Source organism: Anabaena sp. 90, from assembly GCF_000312705.1.
GTDB classification, from domain to species: Bacteria; Cyanobacteriota; Cyanobacteriia; order Cyanobacteriales; family Nostocaceae; genus Dolichospermum; species Dolichospermum lemmermannii.
Genome location: NC_019427.1, coordinates 1795717 through 1813858 on the forward strand (window position 1 = coordinate 1795717; position 18142 = coordinate 1813858).

15 protein-coding genes, 1 tRNA gene and 3 pseudogenes are annotated in these 18142 nt (G+C 38.7%); 13 read left to right on the forward strand and 6 right to left on the reverse strand.

The annotated features are described in order from the left end of the window. Nucleotides 1–43 precede the first annotated feature (43 nt). The 3 genes and pseudogenes from ANA_RS08095 to ANA_RS08110 form a co-directional block, all read left to right on the forward strand. A pseudogene (locus ANA_RS08095) lies at nt 44–910 on the forward strand (iron-containing alcohol dehydrogenase); the annotation flags it as partial. A gap of 214 nt (nt 911–1124) precedes the next feature. Continuing rightward, a complete protein-coding gene (purD, locus tag ANA_RS08100; protein ID WP_015079576.1) occupies nt 1125–2402 on the forward strand; it encodes a phosphoribosylamine--glycine ligase in 1278 nt (425 codons plus the stop codon). Between the two features lie 218 nt (nt 2403–2620). Further along, complete coding sequence (locus ANA_RS08110; protein ID WP_015079578.1) at nt 2621–4648, forward strand: cation:proton antiporter domain-containing protein; 2028 nt, start codon at nt 2621–2623, stop codon at nt 4646–4648. A 121-nt stretch (nt 4649–4769) separates the two neighbouring features. Here ANA_RS08110 and ANA_RS08115 read toward each other — a convergent pair whose 3' ends face one another. The 3 genes from ANA_RS08115 to ANA_RS24325 form a co-directional block, all read right to left on the reverse strand. Then, nucleotides 4770–4997: a hypothetical protein gene (locus tag ANA_RS08115; protein WP_015079579.1), complete on the reverse strand. Its 228-nt coding sequence runs from the start codon at nt 4995–4997 to the stop codon at nt 4770–4772. A gap of 144 nt (nt 4998–5141) precedes the next feature. After that, nucleotides 5142–5300: an Hfq-related RNA-binding protein gene (locus ANA_RS08120; protein WP_235081992.1), complete on the reverse strand. Its 159-nt coding sequence runs from the start codon at nt 5298–5300 to the stop codon at nt 5142–5144. Next, nucleotides 5300–5524, reverse strand: a complete 225-nt coding sequence (locus ANA_RS24325; protein WP_162471193.1) for a hypothetical protein — start codon at nt 5522–5524, stop codon at nt 5300–5302. Before ANA_RS24325 ends, ANA_RS08120 begins: the two co-directional genes overlap by 1 nt. 68 nt (nt 5525–5592) lie before the next feature. Here ANA_RS24325 and dapF point away from each other — a divergent pair, with 68 nt between their 5' ends. The 9 genes and pseudogenes from dapF to ANA_RS08165 all read left to right on the forward strand — a co-directional run bounded on the left by dapF (nt 5593) and on the right by ANA_RS08165 (nt 16011). Further along, nucleotides 5593–6432 (forward strand): diaminopimelate epimerase, encoded by an 840-nt coding sequence (gene dapF, locus ANA_RS08125; protein WP_015079581.1) that lies wholly within the window; start codon nt 5593–5595, stop codon nt 6430–6432. A 236-nt stretch (nt 6433–6668) separates the two neighbouring features. Further along, nucleotides 6669–6887, forward strand: a complete 219-nt coding sequence (locus ANA_RS08130; protein ID WP_015079582.1) for a hypothetical protein — start codon at nt 6669–6671, stop codon at nt 6885–6887. Between the two features lie 2124 nt (nt 6888–9011). Beyond that, nucleotides 9012–11498 (forward strand): cell division protein HetF, encoded by a 2487-nt coding sequence (hetF, locus tag ANA_RS08135; RefSeq protein ID WP_015079583.1) that lies wholly within the window; start codon nt 9012–9014, stop codon nt 11496–11498. A 137-nt stretch (nt 11499–11635) separates the two neighbouring features. After that, complete coding sequence (locus tag ANA_RS08140) at nt 11636–11974, forward strand: P-II family nitrogen regulator (RefSeq protein WP_015079584.1); 339 nt, start codon at nt 11636–11638, stop codon at nt 11972–11974. 400 nt (nt 11975–12374) lie between these two features. Further along, nucleotides 12375–12520: pseudogene (locus tag ANA_RS27480) on the forward strand (M23 family metallopeptidase); the annotation flags it as partial. Nucleotides 12521–12569: 49 nt separating this feature from the next. Then, nucleotides 12570–12642, forward strand: a tRNA-Arg gene (locus ANA_RS08150). 363 nt (nt 12643–13005) lie between these two features. Further along, the gene (locus tag ANA_RS24335) at nt 13006–13179 is read left to right on the forward strand and encodes a MerR family transcriptional regulator (protein WP_235082019.1); all 174 of its coding nucleotides are present in this window, start codon (nt 13006–13008) and stop codon (nt 13177–13179) included. 363 nt (nt 13180–13542) lie between these two features. Continuing rightward, on the forward strand, nt 13543–15570 hold the full coding sequence (locus ANA_RS08160) for an ATP-binding protein (protein WP_015079586.1): 2028 nt from the start codon (nt 13543–13545) through the stop codon (nt 15568–15570). Between the two features lie 216 nt (nt 15571–15786). After that, nucleotides 15787–16011 carry a hypothetical protein gene (locus tag ANA_RS08165; protein WP_235081993.1) on the forward strand — a complete coding sequence of 75 codons (225 nt, stop codon included), beginning with the start codon at nt 15787–15789 and terminating at the stop codon, nt 16009–16011. 84 nt (nt 16012–16095) lie between these two features. Here the strand turns inward: ANA_RS08165 and ANA_RS27485 are convergent, their stop codons facing one another. The 3 genes and pseudogenes from ANA_RS27485 to ANA_RS28465 all read right to left on the reverse strand — a co-directional run. Then, nucleotides 16096–16332 (reverse strand): TniB family NTP-binding protein, encoded by a 237-nt coding sequence (locus ANA_RS27485; protein WP_235081994.1) that lies wholly within the window; start codon nt 16330–16332, stop codon nt 16096–16098. A 39-nt stretch (nt 16333–16371) separates the two neighbouring features. Next, nucleotides 16372–16500 carry a hypothetical protein gene (locus ANA_RS28135; RefSeq protein ID WP_256370257.1) on the reverse strand — a complete coding sequence of 43 codons (129 nt, stop codon included), beginning with the start codon at nt 16498–16500 and terminating at the stop codon, nt 16372–16374. 140 nt (nt 16501–16640) lie between these two features. Next, a pseudogene (locus ANA_RS28465) lies at nt 16641–16739 on the reverse strand (hypothetical protein); the annotation flags it as partial. Nucleotides 16740–17056: 317 nt separating this feature from the next. Between ANA_RS28465 and hrcA the strand changes: the two are divergent. Then, nucleotides 17057–18133, forward strand: a complete 1077-nt coding sequence (gene hrcA, locus ANA_RS08175; protein WP_015079588.1) for a heat-inducible transcriptional repressor HrcA — start codon at nt 17057–17059, stop codon at nt 18131–18133. Nucleotides 18134–18142 lie beyond the last annotated feature (9 nt).

The window sequence follows — 18142 nt, forward strand, 5'->3', positions numbered from 1 at the left end:
AGTCGGTGAAGCGTCAAGAATCACCGCACCTTTAGGTCGGTGAGTATGTCAAGGGACTAAATTTATCGCTGCTGCTGTTCCTTTTGTGGGCGACCCTTGGGATATTTTAGCAAAAGCCGCACCCGTAACTGCGGCTTTATCAATGGGGGTGGTTTTGACTTTACCCGCAACTGGTTCGGAAATGAACACAAACTCAGTTGTGACTAAGTGGGAAACTCAAGAAAAGTTATTTTTCGCTAGTCCCTTCGTGTTTCCTAAATTTTCAGTTCTTGACCCAGAAACGACTTTCTCCCTACCTCCTCGGCAAATTAGCAATGGTATTGTTGATGCTTTTACTCATGTAATGGAGCAATATTTAACCTATCCAGTCAATGCACCATTACAAGACCGCATGGCCGAATCAATTCTGAAAACCCTGATTTGCGAAGGACCAAAAACCTTAGCAAATCCCACAGATTATGATGCCAGGGCGAATTTAGTTTGGTCGGCAACAATGGCATTAAATGGGTTAATTGCTGCTGGTGTCCCCCAAGATTGGACAACTCACATGATTGGTCATGAGTTGACAGCGTTGCATGGTTTAGATCATGCTCAAACTTTGGCGGTTGTACTACCTAGCACTTTAACAATTCGCCGCGATCGCAAATGGCAAAAACTTCTACAATATGCAGATAGAGTCTGGGAAATTAGCGGTGGTTCGGAAGAAGAACGGGTAAATGCAGCAATTACTAAAACTCGTGATTTCTTTGAATCAGTTGGTGTTCGGACTCACCTATCTGACTATGGTATTGGATTACAAACTATTCCAGCCGTGATCAAAAATTTAGAAAAGCATGGAATGACAGCTTTGGGGGAAAATAAAGATGTTAATCCGCAAGTTATTGAGCAGATTTTAGTTCTTTGTGCTTAGAGGTTGTTTGAAAAGTATTATATGAAACCCATAATCTCCAAAAACCTAACCCCCCTCCCCCCCTTCCCTACAAGGGAATGGGGGTTTTAAAGCCTCTCCCCTGGTAGGGGAGAGGTTTGGAGAGGGGTCTGTTTACACATTAAAAACTTTTAAAACATCCTCTTAGGAATGCCAGAGATATTCTCGTTTTGCTTGCTTAGATATGAGGAAATAAGTGAAAGTTTTAGTTATCGGTAATGGGGGACGGGAACACGCTCTAGCGTGGAAATTGCTACAATCTGAAAAAATAAACAAGCTTGTTTGCGTACCAGGTAACGGTGGTACAGCAACTTTGCCAGGTTGTGAAAACTTGCCTTTAGCAGTAGATGATTTTGCTGGTATCAGCGAATATGCGATTAATCATGGGATTTCTTTAGTAGTTGTCGGTCCAGAAGTGCCTTTAGCTCAGGGAATTACCGATTATCTGCAAAATCAAGGCTTAATGGTATTTGGTCCAAATAAAGCAGGGGCGCAAATAGAAGCAAGCAAGGCTTGGGCTAAAGCTTTAATGGAGGAAGCCGGAGTTCCTACTGCGAAAGCTGCGGTATTTACTGAAGCAGCCCCGGCAAAAGCTTACATTCAATCTCAGGGTGCGCCCATTGTTATTAAAGCCGATGGTTTAGCTGCTGGAAAGGGGGTTACAGTTGCCGAAACTATTGCCCAGGCTGAAGAAGCAATTGAGGCAATTTTTCAAGGACAATTTGGATCTGCTGGCAGTTCCGTTGTCATTGAAGAATGTTTAGTAGGGCAGGAAGTATCTGTTTTAGCTCTAACCGATGGTTTAACCATTCGCCCATTGTTACCTGCTCAAGATCATAAGCGCGTCGGCGAAGGTGATACAGGAGAAAATACTGGTGGGATGGGTGCTTATGCTCCTGCACCAATCGCCACACCGGAGTTAATGGCACGGGTACAAACAGAGGTGTTAGAAAGAACGATCACAGCTTTACAGTCCAGAGGCATTGACTACCGAGGCATTTTGTATGCGGGGTTAATGATTTCACCAGATGGGGATTTTCGGGTTTTAGAATTTAACTGTCGTTTTGGTGATCCCGAAACACAAGTAATTTTACCGATGCTAGAAACTCCTTTGGAAGATTTAATCTTGGCTTGTATAGAACAGCGGTTAGGAGATATGCCGCCGATTGCTTGGAAACAAGGGGCTGCGGCTACGGTGGTGGCTGCTTCTGGTGGTTATCCAGGAGAATATGCCAAAGGTCAGGTAATTACTGGCTTTGAGGCAGCCCAGACAGCAGGGGCGACGGTTTTCCATGCGGGGACAAGATTAAATGCAGCCCAGAAAGTTGTTACAGATGGCGGTAGGGTGTTAAATGTGACGGGTTTGGGTGAGGATTTCCGGGAAGCTTTAGCTCAAGCTTATGCAGGTATCGAACATATTCAGTTTGATCAGATGTATTATCGCCGAGATATTGGTTATCGGGTTTTAGGCTGATTTATTTTTGGATAAATAATTTGTTTCGCGCAAAGGCACAAAGGAGCAAAGGCGCAAAGGAAGAAGGAAGAAATACATTTATGATGCTGTGGGGACTTGATCACTTTTTGGTGGTCGGTCCAAATTTTGTTTTTCTTGTATCCCAGTCCTCCCCGCAAATTGAGAAAACTTTGTATGCTGATATCTATATGGTTCTTTATAGTTTTTAATTAAAATTAGTGCAAGAAGATTTTCGCTTAATTGTTGATTTGGTTTTGGTGTTTGCTGTCGCTGCTTGCGGTGGACTCTTAGCTGCACTGTTAAAACAACCTGTTTTGCTGGGATATATCATCGGTGGTATAGTTGTTGGTCCCTCTGGACTAAGGCTGATTAAAGAACTTGTCCAGGTGGAAACCTTGGCTCAGTTTGGAGTCGCGTTTTTGTTGTTTGCTTTGGGTGTGGAGTTCTCTTTAACGGAACTCAAAAAAGTTAAGGCGATCGCTCTCGGTGGTGGTACTTTACAAATTATCCTCACTATTCTCATCACTGTTTTGGTCTGTGGTGTCACTGGTGCTTGGGGAACTCTACCGGCTAAAGGTGTATTTTTGGGTTCGATTTTGTCTTTGTCTTCCACTGCTGTGGTTCTCAAATGCCTCATGGAACGCAATGAAACTGAAACACCTCACGGACAGGTAATGCTGGGGATTTTAGTGGTTCAGGATTTGGCTCTGGGGTTCATGTTAGCTGTATTACCAGCCCTTCATCAACCAGGAGAAGCCATTGGGGTGGCTGTGGTGATGGCATTGGTGAAAATTGGTTTATTTGCAGCGGGTGCAGTTGTGGCTGGGATTTGGTTAATTCCCCCTTTACTCAGATTATTAGCCAGCACTGAAAGCAAGGAGTTATTTTTATTAGGTGTCGTCACTATCTGTTTAGGAATTGCTCTGCTCACAGAATATTTAGGACTATCCATTGAAATGGGGGCATTTGTCGCCGGTTTGATGATTTCTGAGGTGGAATATGCTGATGAAACTTTAACGATTGTTGAACCTTTACGGGATATATTTGCTAGTTTATTTTTTGTGGCCATTGGGATGTTAATTGATCCAGTATTTTTGTGGCAAAATCTGGAGTTAATTCTGGGATTAGTGGCTTTAGTTTTTGTGGGTAAGTTTTTAATTATCACCCCTTTAGTCAAGTTATTCCGTTACCCTTTAAAAACAGCTTTAATTGTCGGTTTAGGACTAGCGCAAATTGGGGAATTTTCTTTTGTTTTAGCTAGTGAAGGACAAGCTTTGGGTTTGGTTTCCCGACGCATATATTTACTAATTTTAGGAACTACCGCAGTGACTTTAATGCTGACTCCTTTTGTCTTGCGGTTAGTCCCATTTTTATTCGATTTTGCTGAATCTATGCCTTGGCTAAAACCATATTTGGTGGATGATCAAGCTCATGATTTTTCGGAAGATCTACCACAGAAAAATCATATAGTAGTTTGTGGTTATGGACGGCTTGGTAAAAATTTGGTGAAGCTGTTACAGCAATATCAATTACCTGTAGTAGTGATTGATCAATCAGAAAGTCGAATTCAGCAATTACGGGATGCCGGAATACCTTATGTTTATGGTAATGCGGTGAGTCTTCATGTATTAGAAACCGCCGGTGTCAGTCATGCTCAAGGTATGGCGATCACTCTCCCTGATCCTGCCAGTATTCGTTTGTGTTTAAAACGGTCTTTGGAAGTATGTCCAGAATTAGATACAGTTGTCCGTGCTACCCAAGATAAAAATATTGAACTACTTTATCAATTAGGTGCAAAGGAAGTAGTACAGCCAGAATTTGAAGCTAGTTTAGAAATGGCAACTCATCTATTAATTGGGGTGGGTTTATTACCAGAGATGGTACAACAGAAAATGCAACAAATTCGCCAAGATCATTATTTGGATTTACGTCCTGAAAGTTCCGCTGCTGAAGTTTCTAAATATTTACAAAAAGTTACCCGTGATTTAAATCGTCGTTGGTATGATTTACCAGCAGATTCACCTTTAATTGGCATGAGTTTGGAAGAAGTGAATATGCGTTATTTAACTGGGGTGAGTTTAATGGCTATTCGTCGCGCTGATGGGGAAGAAATTGATTATCCTCATAATCAAACTACACTTCTTTTAGGCGATCGCTTGTTAGTGGTAGGATCAGCCGAAGAACTCACTGCTTTAGTGGAGTTTGCTGAAGGTAAAATTAATATTTCTGACGAAATAGAAAAATGAATACTCAAGTGTATTCAGTTATAATGTCAGAAATAATTACAAAAAATATGTGGTAATGTTTTAAAATACCACATATTCATATTCAGCTATAAAGCCGATATTTTTTAATGGGTTATAATCATCATATAATTGGGAAATTTATGTTTAATCCCCAACTATTTAAGTATTTTGTCAAGTCACCAGGATTTAATTCTAACCCGTTAAAAACAGCCTCTAGTATGGGGTTTAAAGGAACAGAAGTTAAAGAGTCTGTAGCGATATCTGTAGTTGTACCACCTACTATAATTTCTTGTTGTTTAATAGGTATATCTGTGAATAAAGGTATATCTGTGATTAGTATTTTAGACATTCTAGAAATATCCTTAACGTTGATTAGTCTCGCTAAATTCCACCGTTGATTTAAATAGTAGAAAAACTAATAATAGAAAGTCAATACGATAAGCAACACGGTTTTATCTAAGTTTTACTGATAGCGGAGCGAGACTAACTCTCTTTAACCTACCATATTACCTAAAGTTTTCATGTAGGCGATCGCCTGTTTCCAAACCATAATCTGCTCATTATTGCCATCAAAAATACAGATACAATTGTGATCTTGCCAAAATATTCGACCTGTAATCAAATCACCAGTCATTAATCTAAATTCGACCATTAATTTTTCTTTAATACACTTCTGGACTTGACGAGTGCTAGGTAGGGAAGTATCAAATTGATTGGTTGCCATATATTATACTGGTGATTGGTAATTGGTAATTGGTAATTGGTAATTGGTGATTGGTAATTGGTGATTGACAACTGTACGGGCGAAGCATTTGGAGAACTATTTTTGGCAATGACCGATAATTTATCTTCCAAATGCTTCGCCCCTACTGACAACTGACCACTGACAACTGACAAATTTTTTAATAGTATGAATGAATCTTTAATAATTCATTTAGAGCAAAATGGCAATCGAATTTACTAAGTATCACGGACTCGGTAATGATTTTATCCTCATTGATAACCGTTCCTCGTTGACACCAGTATTGACACCAGAGAAAGCGATACAGTGGTGCGATCGCCATTTTGGTATCGGAGCAGATGGTGTTATTTTCGCACTTCCTGGACAAAATGGCACTGATTACACCATGCGGATTTTTAACTCCGATGGTTCAGAACCAGAAATGTGTGGCAATGGAATTCGCTGTTTAGCGGTATTTCTGACGGAATTAGAAGGCATTTCTCGCACCAAGGATAAATATCATATTCATACCTTAGCAGGTGTGATTTCACCCCAACTCACAGATGAGGGTCAAGTTAAAGTAGACATGGGTGAACCCCGATTATTAGCAGGGGAAATTCCCACAACTTTATCACCTACAGAGTTTCAAGTCATTAATCAACCCTTAGAACTAGCCGACAAAACTTGGGATGTTACCTGTGTCAGCATGGGAAATCCCCACTGCATCACCTTTGTCGAAGATGTTGCGGCTATTGACTTAAAAAGCATTGGACCTAAATTTGAAAATCATCCCGTGTTTCCTAAAAAAACCAATACCGAATTTATTGAAATAGTCAATCGTAACTATTTGAAAATGCGAGTTTGGGAACGAGGCGCTGGAATTACTCTAGCTTGTGGAACAGGTGCTTGTGCGTCCTTGGTAGCGGGAGTATTGAATGATTTATGCGATCGCATTGCTACTATTGAATTACCCGGTGGCCCCCTAGAAATCGAATGGTCAGAACTTGATAACCGGATTTACATGACAGGCCCCGCAGAACGAGTATTTACAGGCAAATATTAAATTCAGCCTGTTTTGAGTTCTAAGTTATAAGAAAATAGGCTGAAAACCCCGGAATTGACACCTAAAAATCCAAAAAGTTTTCAGGTGTCAATGTTTTTTAAATACCTTATTTTAGTTAAATACTGATAGAAAATCAAGATTAATGATGTCAGTGATCATTTGACCAAATATTAGCCAGTATCTGTTAAGATTGATGAAGAATTAATAATTTTTAAGACCAATACTTGGAGAGTCTAATGTTTATTAGTGAATTATCGCCCCTATTTCAAGAACTTGCCCAACATCCAGTTTCATTTTTAGGTGGGTTTGTCTCTGGTGTTCTCCGACTTAATCTCAATGAAGATCCCGTCAAAAGTTGGCTAAATAAAAAATGTTGTGGAAATAGTTCCAGCAACCTCAGTACAGAGGCAGAAAATGGCAAAGCCAATGGACCGCAACAAATTACAATTGACTAAATAACGCAAGTTGTTAGTTATCTAAAATTGAAGCTGGTAATGGGTAATTTGTCAAATTTTTACCTATTACCTATCCAATAGGTTAACTAAAATTTACCAAAAAATCTAAATTTAATTGAGGATTCGTGATAAAATGGGAGCAGACTCAAAAATATCTGTTAACTTCAGTAGTTATAAAGAAATAATTAAGCGTCTTATTATCTATCACAGTGATCATTCTAGAGTTAGAGCAAAGGATCACAATAGAATGAAAGTGATTCAGAGAAATTTGTCAGGTTAGCTCATCCCAAAGGTTAGTATTCAGGCAATCACGAGCTATATCTTGTAGTGAAACTGCACGATCAACAGTAAAGTTCGCTATTGTGCAAGTTAATATTGCAGTCTGTGGGTGCAACTGGACAAAGTAACCAAAAACTTGTTGAGCAAGGATATTGCCAGAGGCTGGTTTTGATGATAGGGTAGGTTGAGATTCCGTTTTTGAGAAAAAACCCCCAGTGGAAGTTAGCCAGCTAGGGGAGTTTAGTTATCAGGGTGCATCTACCAATTAAATGTTCTCAAGTGCATAACGATCCTCCGGATAAATTTATTTTTAACAAATTTGTTTTGAGTTCGCGATTCAAGTACCCAGATGTTTTTGACACCTGGGAGAAAAGAAAAAACCCCCAGTGGAAGTTAGCCAGCTAGGGGAGTTTAGTTATCAGGGTGCATCTACTTGTTAATTGTTCTAGAGTTCTATGTAATGCTCCGGAAAAAATGGCTGGGTAGCAATAATTATTTTGTGCTAACCACGGACAAAAAAACCCTCAGTGGTGTTAGCCAGCTAAGGGAAGTTAGTTATCAGGGTGCATCTACTTGTTAATTGTTCTAGAGTTCTATGTAATGCTCCGGGAAAAATGGGTGGGTAGCAATAATTATTTTGTGCTAACCTACAGACAAAAAAACCCTCAGTGGTGTTAGCCAGCTAAGGGAAGTTAGTTATCAGGGTGCATCTACTTGTTAATTGTTCTAGAGTTCTATGTAATGCTCCGGAAAAAATGGGTGAGTGGCAATAATTATTTTGTGCTAACCTACAGACAAAAAAACCCTCAGTGGTGTTAGCCAGCTAAGGGAAGTTAGTTATCAGGGTGCATCTACTTGTTAATTGTTCATTGTTTTTAACTTATGCTCCGGAAAAAATTACCCAAAGATTGCAGCTTGTCACATACCGAAAAAAATCCTGTGGCTGGTAGTTGGGTAGGGGAGTTAGTTGTTAGGATTTTATCTACTTAATCTACTTAATAGTTTATCTATCAATGCTTATAAACGCTCTTGACAAACAAGAGCGTTTTTTATTTGCCAAATTGACAATCTCAGGGAGCCAAGCCGCTGAGATTCTTCAGAGATTTTCACTCGTAAAGGCTGTGCCAAACAGCCACTAGACACTCCGCTTAAAGCATTGTGCTTACTTTTTCACAAGAATGCGATTATCCTAGCGAAAAATATGGAGGCTGTCAAGATACACCAAAAACCACAGCGGTTAAAACCGTGGTCAGTGAGCAGTTCGACAAGCTCACTGTAACACTTGTCGAACTGCCCGTGTCGTTTCCCTCTCAGGTCTAAAGACACGCTCGTTTCCCACTTATCACCAGGTCTTATGAAAAAAGAAAACCCCCAGTGAGTTTTAGCCAAACTAGGGGAATTGAAGATCAAGGTGCATCTACCAATAAACAGTTCTCGACGGGGATCAATCAATCCGGATAAAGTGGTTGCAGCCAACAGACACAAAACCCTTGTGAAAAAGTAGATTAAGATCAATAGGAAGGCATCTTTGAAACTTTAGAATGGCAAAAAACATCTAGAGTATTGGCAGGATTAGCCACTTGTGGCATGATTCTCAAAAACAATACTGCTAATTGTTCTATATTTCCTAGTGTCGGGTGAACAAGATCATGTCTACCGATGCCAGAACAGTTAATGTTTAAGGCATATAATCACAATGGGTGGAGATTTAAATGTGGCTGATAAGTAGGTTGGCGTTGAAAATTGTCGTTATAGCACTAAGTAAGAGACAAGAGGCAAGAGGCAAGAGTAAAGAAGTTTTCAGCGATTTTACGTGCATTGTATAGGTTTTATGGAGCAGAAATTGTGACCCAGGAATTTCACATTTCCGCAACGCAGGTGGGGCAAAATGACTATCTGGTGCGAACGGAACAAGTTGCACCTGGGGTACCGGTGGCAGAAGAACTGGTGCATTGGCCTGTGGCTGAGTGGTTGGCGGCCGCAGGCGATTTGATGGATGATCCTTTGCAGTTAATGTTGCAGGGGAATATGGTAGCCAGAAACTCTGTTAACTTGGTGTCCTTGGGTCAGGAGTTATATAATGCGCTGTTTCAAGGAACACTCAGGGATAGTTGGATTACTGCCCAAGGTATAGCCCAAAATCACCAACAGGTGCTGCGGCTAAGATTGGGATTGAAGGATACGAGATTGGCGCGGTTACCGTGGGAAGTGATGCACGCAGGCGATCGCCCATTGGCTACGGGTCCTTATATCACCTTTGCCCGTTACCAAAGTGGCATCGCCCCAGGCTCACGGTTACTGACTCATAATCTGCCCACGTCGCCGGAAGTACGGGGGATAAGAGTGCTAATGGTGATTTCTTCACCTACCGATTTAGCGCGGCTAGATTTGCTCAAACAAGAAGCTATTAATCTCAAGGCAGAATTGCACCGCCCAGCATTAAGAGTGGCTGATGGTAATCATCATCTTCCAGAAATTGAATTGACCGTTCTTGACGGGCCGGGGAGGGAAGAACTCACCCAAGCTTTAGAACAGGGACATTACCATATTCTCCACTATTCTGGTCATAGCAACTTGGGGGGCAATGGTGGGCAAATTTATTTAGTGAGTAAAAAAACTGGCTTAACAGAAACTCTCAGCGGAGATGATTTAGCTGGGCTACTGGTTAATAATAATATTCAAATGGCAGTGTTTAACTCCTGTTTGGGGGCATATCGGGCTAGGTCAGAGACGGAGTCAGACTCAGCAGAACGGAATTTAACTGAAAGCTTGGTAAAACGGGGAATTAGAAGTATTTTGGCGATGTCAGAACGCATACCTGATGAGGTAGCACTGACGCTGACACAATTGTTTTACCGCAATTTGAGTCAGGGCTATGCTGTAGATTTATGTGTAAGTCGGGTTCGTCAAGGCTTAATTTCTGCCTATGGTTCTCAGCAGATGTACTGGGCTTTACCAATTTTGTATCTCCAGCGAGAATTTGATGGCTGTTTGACACCAGAAGTTATGGCTACGCCACGGGGGCTATCGGAGTTACTGAACCAATATCAGCCCATCAAGCAGCCAAATAGTTATAATTATGCTGATATGGGAACTAACCCAGAAATTCCTTTAGCTATTGATGATATTCTCAATCCTAATTTTGGAGAGGAGACGACGGAGGTAGACTGGCTAGGGGAGAATACTTGGGGTGATCTGGGCGATGAAATTGAGTATGATGATCCCACTTATAATGAGGATTTGGCAATAGTTTCTGATTTGTTTCGTCAGCTTGGCAATCCGGTTGCTAAAACAGAAGAACCAAGTATGAAGACGGAATTAATCGCGGAGAATCATCATTATTTGTCGGAAATGCAGGTTGCCCAACCGAAACAAAATTTAGATTGGGAAAATGTCCCAACTCAGATTACCCCAACTCCCTTGAATCTTGAGAAGCGTGAGGTAAATCCTCAGTTATCACCGTCACCTGTCCCTCCAAAGGGTAATCGTTTTCACCGAACAAAATCACCATTGTTAGTGTATGGTTTGGTGGGAGCAAGTGCAATTACTGTCATTGTTGGTATTGGTTGGTGGTGGCATCAACGACAAGTGCGGAAGTCTGCTGATGTGCCGCCGATTCCTGGACAAAATCTCACAAGTAATCAGTATCCACGGATTAATTTAGCTAATTCAGCTACGGGAATTGTCACGGCAACGGCGACGGCTCAGTTGAGTCAAGGTCATTTAACGGCTGGGTTAGATGCTGTTAATGAATTACTGAATCGTGGTGCTTTGACGGCTGCGGAAACAGCTTTAAATTTGATTCCTACTCAGGATGCTGAAAATCCAGCTGTGAATTTTTTCCGGGGGCGTTTAGCTTGGCAGTCAGTCCAAACTAAAAATAATAAATATAGTATTGATGATGCTCGTCGTTATTGGGCTAGGGCTGTAGAAAAGCAGCCAGATTCTCTTTTGTATAATAATTCTTTAGGATGTGCCTATTATGCGGAGAATAATCTCAATTATGCTAATGATGCTTGGTTCAAATCCCTGAGTTTGGCATTAAAGCCCCAACGGAATAAAAGTTCTGATCCAATGAAATATCCCCAAATAGCTGGAGAACCGGAGGCTTTGACGGCTTATGCTGGATTGGCTTTGGGTTTATATAAATCTGCTAACAGTCAACCCGCTGATAAACGCCAGCAATATTTACGGGAAGCGATTAAACTTCGGCAAATGGTGATTCAAAATGCGCCCGCAGACTTTACCATTGAGAGGTTATCACAAAATTGGCTGTGGACAGAACAGGCGATCGCTGATTGGAGAGCGCTTTTGCAAGAAAATAGTCCATAATTGTGGACAATGATCAAAAAACCTTGTAATCCCATACATCAGGCTAAAATTAAATAACTATGACTATATTTACAGCCTGAGACAACGAATCTGCTTAGATATATAAACGACGTTATTAGAAGTCAGGAATCAAAAAAATGAAAAAAGTAGAAGCCATTATCCGTCCATTTAAACTAGATGAAGTGAAAATTGCCCTAGTTAATGCGGGTATTGTTGGGATGACAGTTTCTGAAGTTCGGGGTTTTGGACGGCAAAAAGGGCAAACCGAACGCTATCGGGGTTCGGAATACACGGTAGAGTTTCTCCAAAAACTGAAAGTGGAAATCGTTGTTGAAGATGCCCAAGTTGATATGGTTGTAGATAAGATTATCTCCGCAGCCCGGACTGGTGAAATCGGTGATGGTAAAATTTTCATCTCCTCTGTTGAACAAATTGTCCGCATTCGGACAGGAGAAAAAAATACGGAAGCCGTATAAGTATTAAGTATTGGGTGTTGAATATCCAGAAAATTGGCGTTGCTGAGTCTGTAAATGTGAAAACAGAAAATCAGCAGCGCCTTTTATACACCCTCTAAGGGTCTTCCAATTAAATTTTGCCAAAGTTGACATACTCACCGACCTGAAGGTGCGGTAATTCTTGACACTTCGCCAGAACCCGCCACAAGTGGTCTTATCGTCCCTCCATGTCCGTTTAAAGTCTCCCAATGCCCTATGGCGACTATGACCAAATTTTAACATAAAGCCGTCCTGGAAGGACGGGACACAAGCCCCGTCCTTTCGGTCAGGCATAATACTGTTTATGTCTGCACTTTTTGGGCTAAATGTAACTAGTTGAAAAGGGTATTAAGGGTATTTTTGCAAAAAATTAGATTGTGGTAGCGAATTATATATCAGTGAAGGACAAACTGTACAAAAAGGACAAGCGATCGCTGCCGTCGGTTCTACAGGCTTCTCCACGGGTCTCATCTCCATTTTAAAGTCCGCCGCGATGGTACACCTGTTGACCCAGCAAATTACTTATAATTAAATGCTGTTTAAATTCAAAAAGTATGTTATACTATCAAATGTATAAGGGCGCGTGGCTCAGTGGATAGAGCAACAGGTTCCGGTCCTGTAGGTCGGGGGTTCGAATCCCTCCGCGCTCATTTTTTATGATGTCACTTGTCAGATTATTTGACCGGGTCGACAAGTTGGTGTCCGTCTTACCAAATTATTGTCCGCGTTGACAATTTATTTGTCAGGCATCAATAATTTCTTTGCCACACTTCTTATAGTATGGCAAAACTTTTTATTGTGTCTAAAAAAATATTTGGTTATTTTTAACTGGCATTCCGCACTTCAAAATGTCACATACTTATGCTTCAAAAAATCGCTATCTTTTCTCTACCATTAACTGCCATAGCTGTTGACGGGTAGTTTCACTGGCTACTAAACGACACTGAATAGTGATTTGGCTCATACTTAATAAACATATTTGTATTGTGTTGGTTTTCTGTAAAATATTTTTTATGCAAGAAACTTTTTTCACAAGTAAGGAAGCGGCTCAAATTACAGGTTGTACTCTTCGCCAGATCCAGTATTGGCGAGAGAAGGGGATTGTTGTGCCTGTAATTAGTGATACGGAAGACGCAGTGGGAAAGAGCGATTCCTACGGAGCGCTTCGCGGGAGCATCCCTGGATGAAGGTAAAGTTGTGATTGCGGTGTGATTAGATGTTATTTATCAAGATTTAGCAAGTAAGTTGATACATTAGGATTTATATACTCAAAATCTTAATGTATGACTAGTATTAAATGAGTCATTAACGTAACGTATATTGAACGTGCTATAAAAGAGGGACACGCTGGAATTATATGTGAAGTAAAGTATGTAGTGTTTTCGTGTGTTACTTGGGTCATCAGCTTCTGTGATAGCTAAGTTTGGTTTGTTAATTAAAGTTTCAGGATAATACTTTAATAGCAGTTCTATCATAAAGTAGTATTTCTATTTATATGTATGATAAGATGTTGTTGTTGTTTATTCGGATTGAAAAATACTGTTTAAATTATGGATATCAGTTTAGAAGGAAGAGTCAATAACATTCCTTTACCAGAAAGCAAATCTTTGTTTCCTTTGTTTGAAGCAGTTATTAATTCTATTCATGCTATTGAAGATAGAAAAATTAGCAATGGATTTATTGACATTACTCTTATACGAGAAGATTATCAATCAGGGCTTATTGATCATGGAAATTTTGCTAAGGTAGTAGGATTGTCTGTTATTGATAATGGCATAGGATTTAATTCTGATAATTTTCAATCTTTTTCTACTTCTGACAGTTTATACAAGAAATCAAGAGGCTCAAAGGGTATTGGTAGATTTCTTTGGCTTAAAGCTTTTGCAGACATTCATATTGAAAGCATTTTTTCCAAAAATGGCTTTTATAAACGAAACTTAGAATTTAATTTTCAACATAACGGTGTTAAACAAATTTCCTGTATTTCTTTATCTGATGAAGATTGTCAAAATTTTACGAAGATTGATTTTTTAAATTTTTTACCTCCTTATAGAGATAATTTTCCACAAAAAGTTGAAACTATCGGAAGAAGGATTTTAGAGCATTGCATATCTTATTTTGTTTTAGGTAAAGCTCCTAGAATTAATGTAATTGATGGAAATAATAATTTTGATATAAATGATTATTTTTGCAAGTATTTAGAAGCTTTTTCTAATAGTTATTCTATCAATATTAAAAATAATGAATTTACTGTAACAGGAATTAAATATTATAATTCTTCCGATTTAAAACATACTCTTTATTATTGTGCTAATCATCGCACTGTAATTTCACACCAATTACACAAATTGATTCCAAATTTATTAGAAAATAGTAAGATAGAAGATTATCAAAATGGTAAAAAATTTGTTTATTTAGCTTTTGTTTCTAGTAAATTTTTTGATGAAAATGTAAATCAAGAAAGATTGGGATTTAATAACATTATTGAGGTTCACGAAGGTTTATCAGAACAATTAGGTTTAATTTCTTATCAAGAAATTCGTGAAAAATTAGTGACTTTGTTGTCTCAAGAGTTATCACCTTATTTAGAGAAAATTCAGGAAAATAAACTTCAAGAAATTCAAAAATATATTGTGCATGAAGCTATTCAGTATCGTCCATTACTGAAATATGCTAAAGAGGACTTGGCTTCGATTAAACCAGGTTTATCATCTGAAAAATTAGATACTGAATTGTATAAGATTAAATCACGCCTTGAATTATCTTTAAAACAACAATCTGAAGAAATACTAAGTGAGCCTATAGAAAATTTTGATAAATTTCCAATATATCGTCAAGAGTATTCTAAATTTTTAGAAAAACATAATGATTTTGGCGTTAATAAACTTGCGGAATATGTTGTTCATAGAAAAATTATAATTGAATTATTCACTAGGCATCTTGCGCGTAATGATGAAAATAGATATCCTTTGGAAAGTGAAATTCATGAAATTATATTTCCTATGAGAGCTACCTCAGATGATATAAATTCTTTTCAAAAACAAAATCTTTGGATTATAGATGAAAGATTATCTTATCATTATCATTTGTCATCTGATATTCCTTTAAATAAATTACCAGATCCTCTTAGGGTAGATAGCTCAAGCAGACCAGATATTATTATTTTTAATAATCCCATTCTTCTTGTTGATACTCAAAATACTCCTTATTCTTCTATAACAATAGTAGAATTTAAAAGACCTATGAGAAAAGATTATGATAAAGAAGATGAAAATCCTATATCTCAAGTCTCTTCTTATATTGCTAAAATAAGGGCTAATAATTTAGAAGATAGAAATGGCAGATTAATTCATGTGACTCCAACAACACCTTTTTATGTCTATGTTATTTGCGATTTAACAAGTAATGTCAGAAATATTTTAGAAAATACTTTTGGTTATATTATAACTCCTGATCAAAATGGATATTTTAACTTTAATAAAAATACAAATGCTTACATTGAAGTTTTATCATTTGATAAAGTTATCAAAGATGCAAAATTGCGTAATAAGATTTTATTTGATAAACTTGGCATTTAATATTTATGATTCTACCGCTACCCTTGTGATTAAATATCACTTTTAGATGTCCAAAACCATTGCTATATATGGGTTTTATCTAAATTAAGAGCGATAACGAATTGCTCCGTAGGAATCCCTATTTTTGAGAATATTAAAGCCTCAAACCTAATCAGGATAAGGATTTACGCCATATTTTTCCGGAAAAATCATAAAGGGAGAGCTAGAACGATAATTGTGATGGTAAATTTATCTAAACCACATGAAATGCAGGTTGTTGATTACTACCTATGGGCTTTACAAAGATTATATGAACGTCACGAAGATAAGTATTTTATGCCACTTGCTCAAAAATACAGGGTGATTATGGATTTAGATGATCGGCGAAATAAGAACTATGGAGAGTGGTATACCGATTCCAATCCGCTATTACTAGATAAACTAAAATGGTTTGTGGGCTAGGTCTAAGTAGACAAGCTACCCAAACACACGGCATGAAGCCGACGTTCGCCCACACCTATATTATATCATTTATAATTGGAAATTTCAAATATTTGGCTTGAGCATTTCCACCCCACAACCTTTGAGAACCCGCAGTGTTCTATCTCTAATCTCTGCTACCGTTCCCTTAGTCATTTGATACTTCAAATGCTCAATAATTGCGGCAAATAACTCCTTAGCACTACATTCTTGCGGTATTTGGATATAAGCAACAGGCACAGTTGGCGGTTTTCCTGCTTCTTGTTTAGGTTTATGCCTGAGTCTGTAGGCATCACAACCCATAGTTTTACCCGTTCTTGACTCTCCTAGCACCCTACCAGACTACCGTGATTGTCGCTTACCATCTAACCAATCATGGAGCATTTTCACCTGTTCCAATAGAATAAAACTTTTCCGATTCAATCGGTGAATTTCTGCTTGTAATTTCTCATCATTCGGGAAGAATATCACCTAATTCTTGAGCAACACTTTGGGCTTGTTGTGAAGTCATGATTTACCACCCGTAATCTTCGCGCATTTGTTCATCATCAAAAACCGAGAGAAAAACCAATGCAGATTCAATATAGTGAATATGTACTATCGCCGCTGGAGAATAGCAGCAAAAGCATGGTTCGCACCACCTTAACCAACCCTCGAAAAGCTTGATCAAGAGGATTTTTCCGACTATAGCTACCCAACTTACGCAGTAGCATCTAATATTCTGTAGCTAAAATTACAGTTTATTTGAGGATGTCATGAGATGATCCAGAAAAACATAGAGATTTATGTAAGTTAGACACTGAAACAACCTAGTTTCGGTGACAGAAATATAAATTACGACTAAGGAAAAAGCTACAACCTTTGATATTGCTTGCAAATTTTTAATTTACATAAAGCGGACAATATTAAGTATATAATTTGCTATCTTGCATTAATTAATAATTAATACTTTTTTGGGGTTTGGTGGTAAAAACCACGCATTTTTTCAGATTTTGATTAAGGTTTGCCTTCAGTAAAAATATCACCTATGCAAGTCCATCTAACTAATCGGCAACAAAATATACTTTGGGCGACTATACGTCATTACATTGCGACAGCAGAGCCTGTTGGCTCTAAAGCTTTAATTGAAGGATTTGATTTAGGTATTAGCTCGGCTACTATTCGCAATGTGATGGGTGTTTTAGAAAAATCAGGGTTACTTTATCAACCACATACTTCTGCGGGAAGAATTCCTTCTGATTCTGGTTATCGGATTTATGTTGACCAACTAATTAAACCATCAGAAACTTTAGCTAAAGAGGTAGAAACGGCATTACAAAGACATTTGCATTGGGAAGATTGGAGTTTAGAGGCTCTATTACAAGGTGCAGCCCAAATTTTAGCAACATTAAGCGGCTGTATTACTTTAATTACTATGCCACAAACCACGACAGCAAAGTTACGACATTTGCAACTAGTGCAAATTGAATCCGGGAAGATTATGTTGATTGTGGTGACAGATAGTTATGAAACCCATTCTAAGGTGATGGATTTATTTTCAATATCATCAGTAACTAAACCTGAACCGGAGGTAATTGATCATCAATTGCAGATAGTTTCTAACTTTTTGAATAGTCATTTGCGAGGAAGGAGTTTATTAGAATTAGGCTATCTTGACTGGAGTGAATTAGATCAAGAATTTCGAGTTTATGGCGAATTTTTGAAAAGTTCTTTGGTAGAATTGACTCATCGCGCTCTTGCACCAACGACTACACAAATTATGGTGCGGGGGATTGGAGAAGTCTTACGACAACCTGAGTTTTCTCAAGTACAGCAGGTACAGACAATTATGCAATTGTTGGAAGAAGAACAAGACCAACTTTGGCATTTAATTTGTGAAAAAACAGAAATGGATGATACAAATAAGTCTAAAGTAACGGTGCGGATTGGGACAGAAAATCCTCTTGAACCTATTCGCACCTGTACTTTGATTTCTGCTATTTATCGTCGGGGTTCTGTGCCAGTGGGAAGTGTGGGAGTTTTAGGTCCAACTAGGTTAGACTATGAGAGTGCGATCGCTGTGGTCGCAGCAGCAGCAAATTATCTCTCGGAAGCTTTTAGTTAATTTCCATAA

Coding starts and splice junctions, on each gene's coding strand:
- ANA_RS08115 (WP_015079579.1), bottom strand. CDS start 4,997: ATGTCTAAAATACTAATCACAGATATACCTTTATTCACAGATATACCT.
- ANA_RS08120 (WP_235081992.1), bottom strand. CDS start 5,300: ATGGTCGAATTTAGATTAATGACTGGTGATTTGATTACAGGTCGAATA.
- dapF (WP_015079581.1), top strand. CDS start 5,593: ATGGCAATCGAATTTACTAAGTATCACGGACTCGGTAATGATTTTATC.
- ANA_RS08130 (WP_015079582.1), top strand. CDS start 6,669: ATGTTTATTAGTGAATTATCGCCCCTATTTCAAGAACTTGCCCAACAT.
- ANA_RS08140 (WP_015079584.1), top strand. CDS start 11,636: ATGAAAAAAGTAGAAGCCATTATCCGTCCATTTAAACTAGATGAAGTG.
- ANA_RS24335 (WP_235082019.1), top strand. CDS start 13,006: ATGCAAGAAACTTTTTTCACAAGTAAGGAAGCGGCTCAAATTACAGGT.
- ANA_RS08160 (WP_015079586.1), top strand. CDS start 13,543: ATGGATATCAGTTTAGAAGGAAGAGTCAATAACATTCCTTTACCAGAA.
- ANA_RS27485 (WP_235081994.1), bottom strand. CDS start 16,332: ATGGGTTGTGATGCCTACAGACTCAGGCATAAACCTAAACAAGAAGCA.
- hrcA (WP_015079588.1), top strand. CDS start 17,057: ATGCAAGTCCATCTAACTAATCGGCAACAAAATATACTTTGGGCGACT.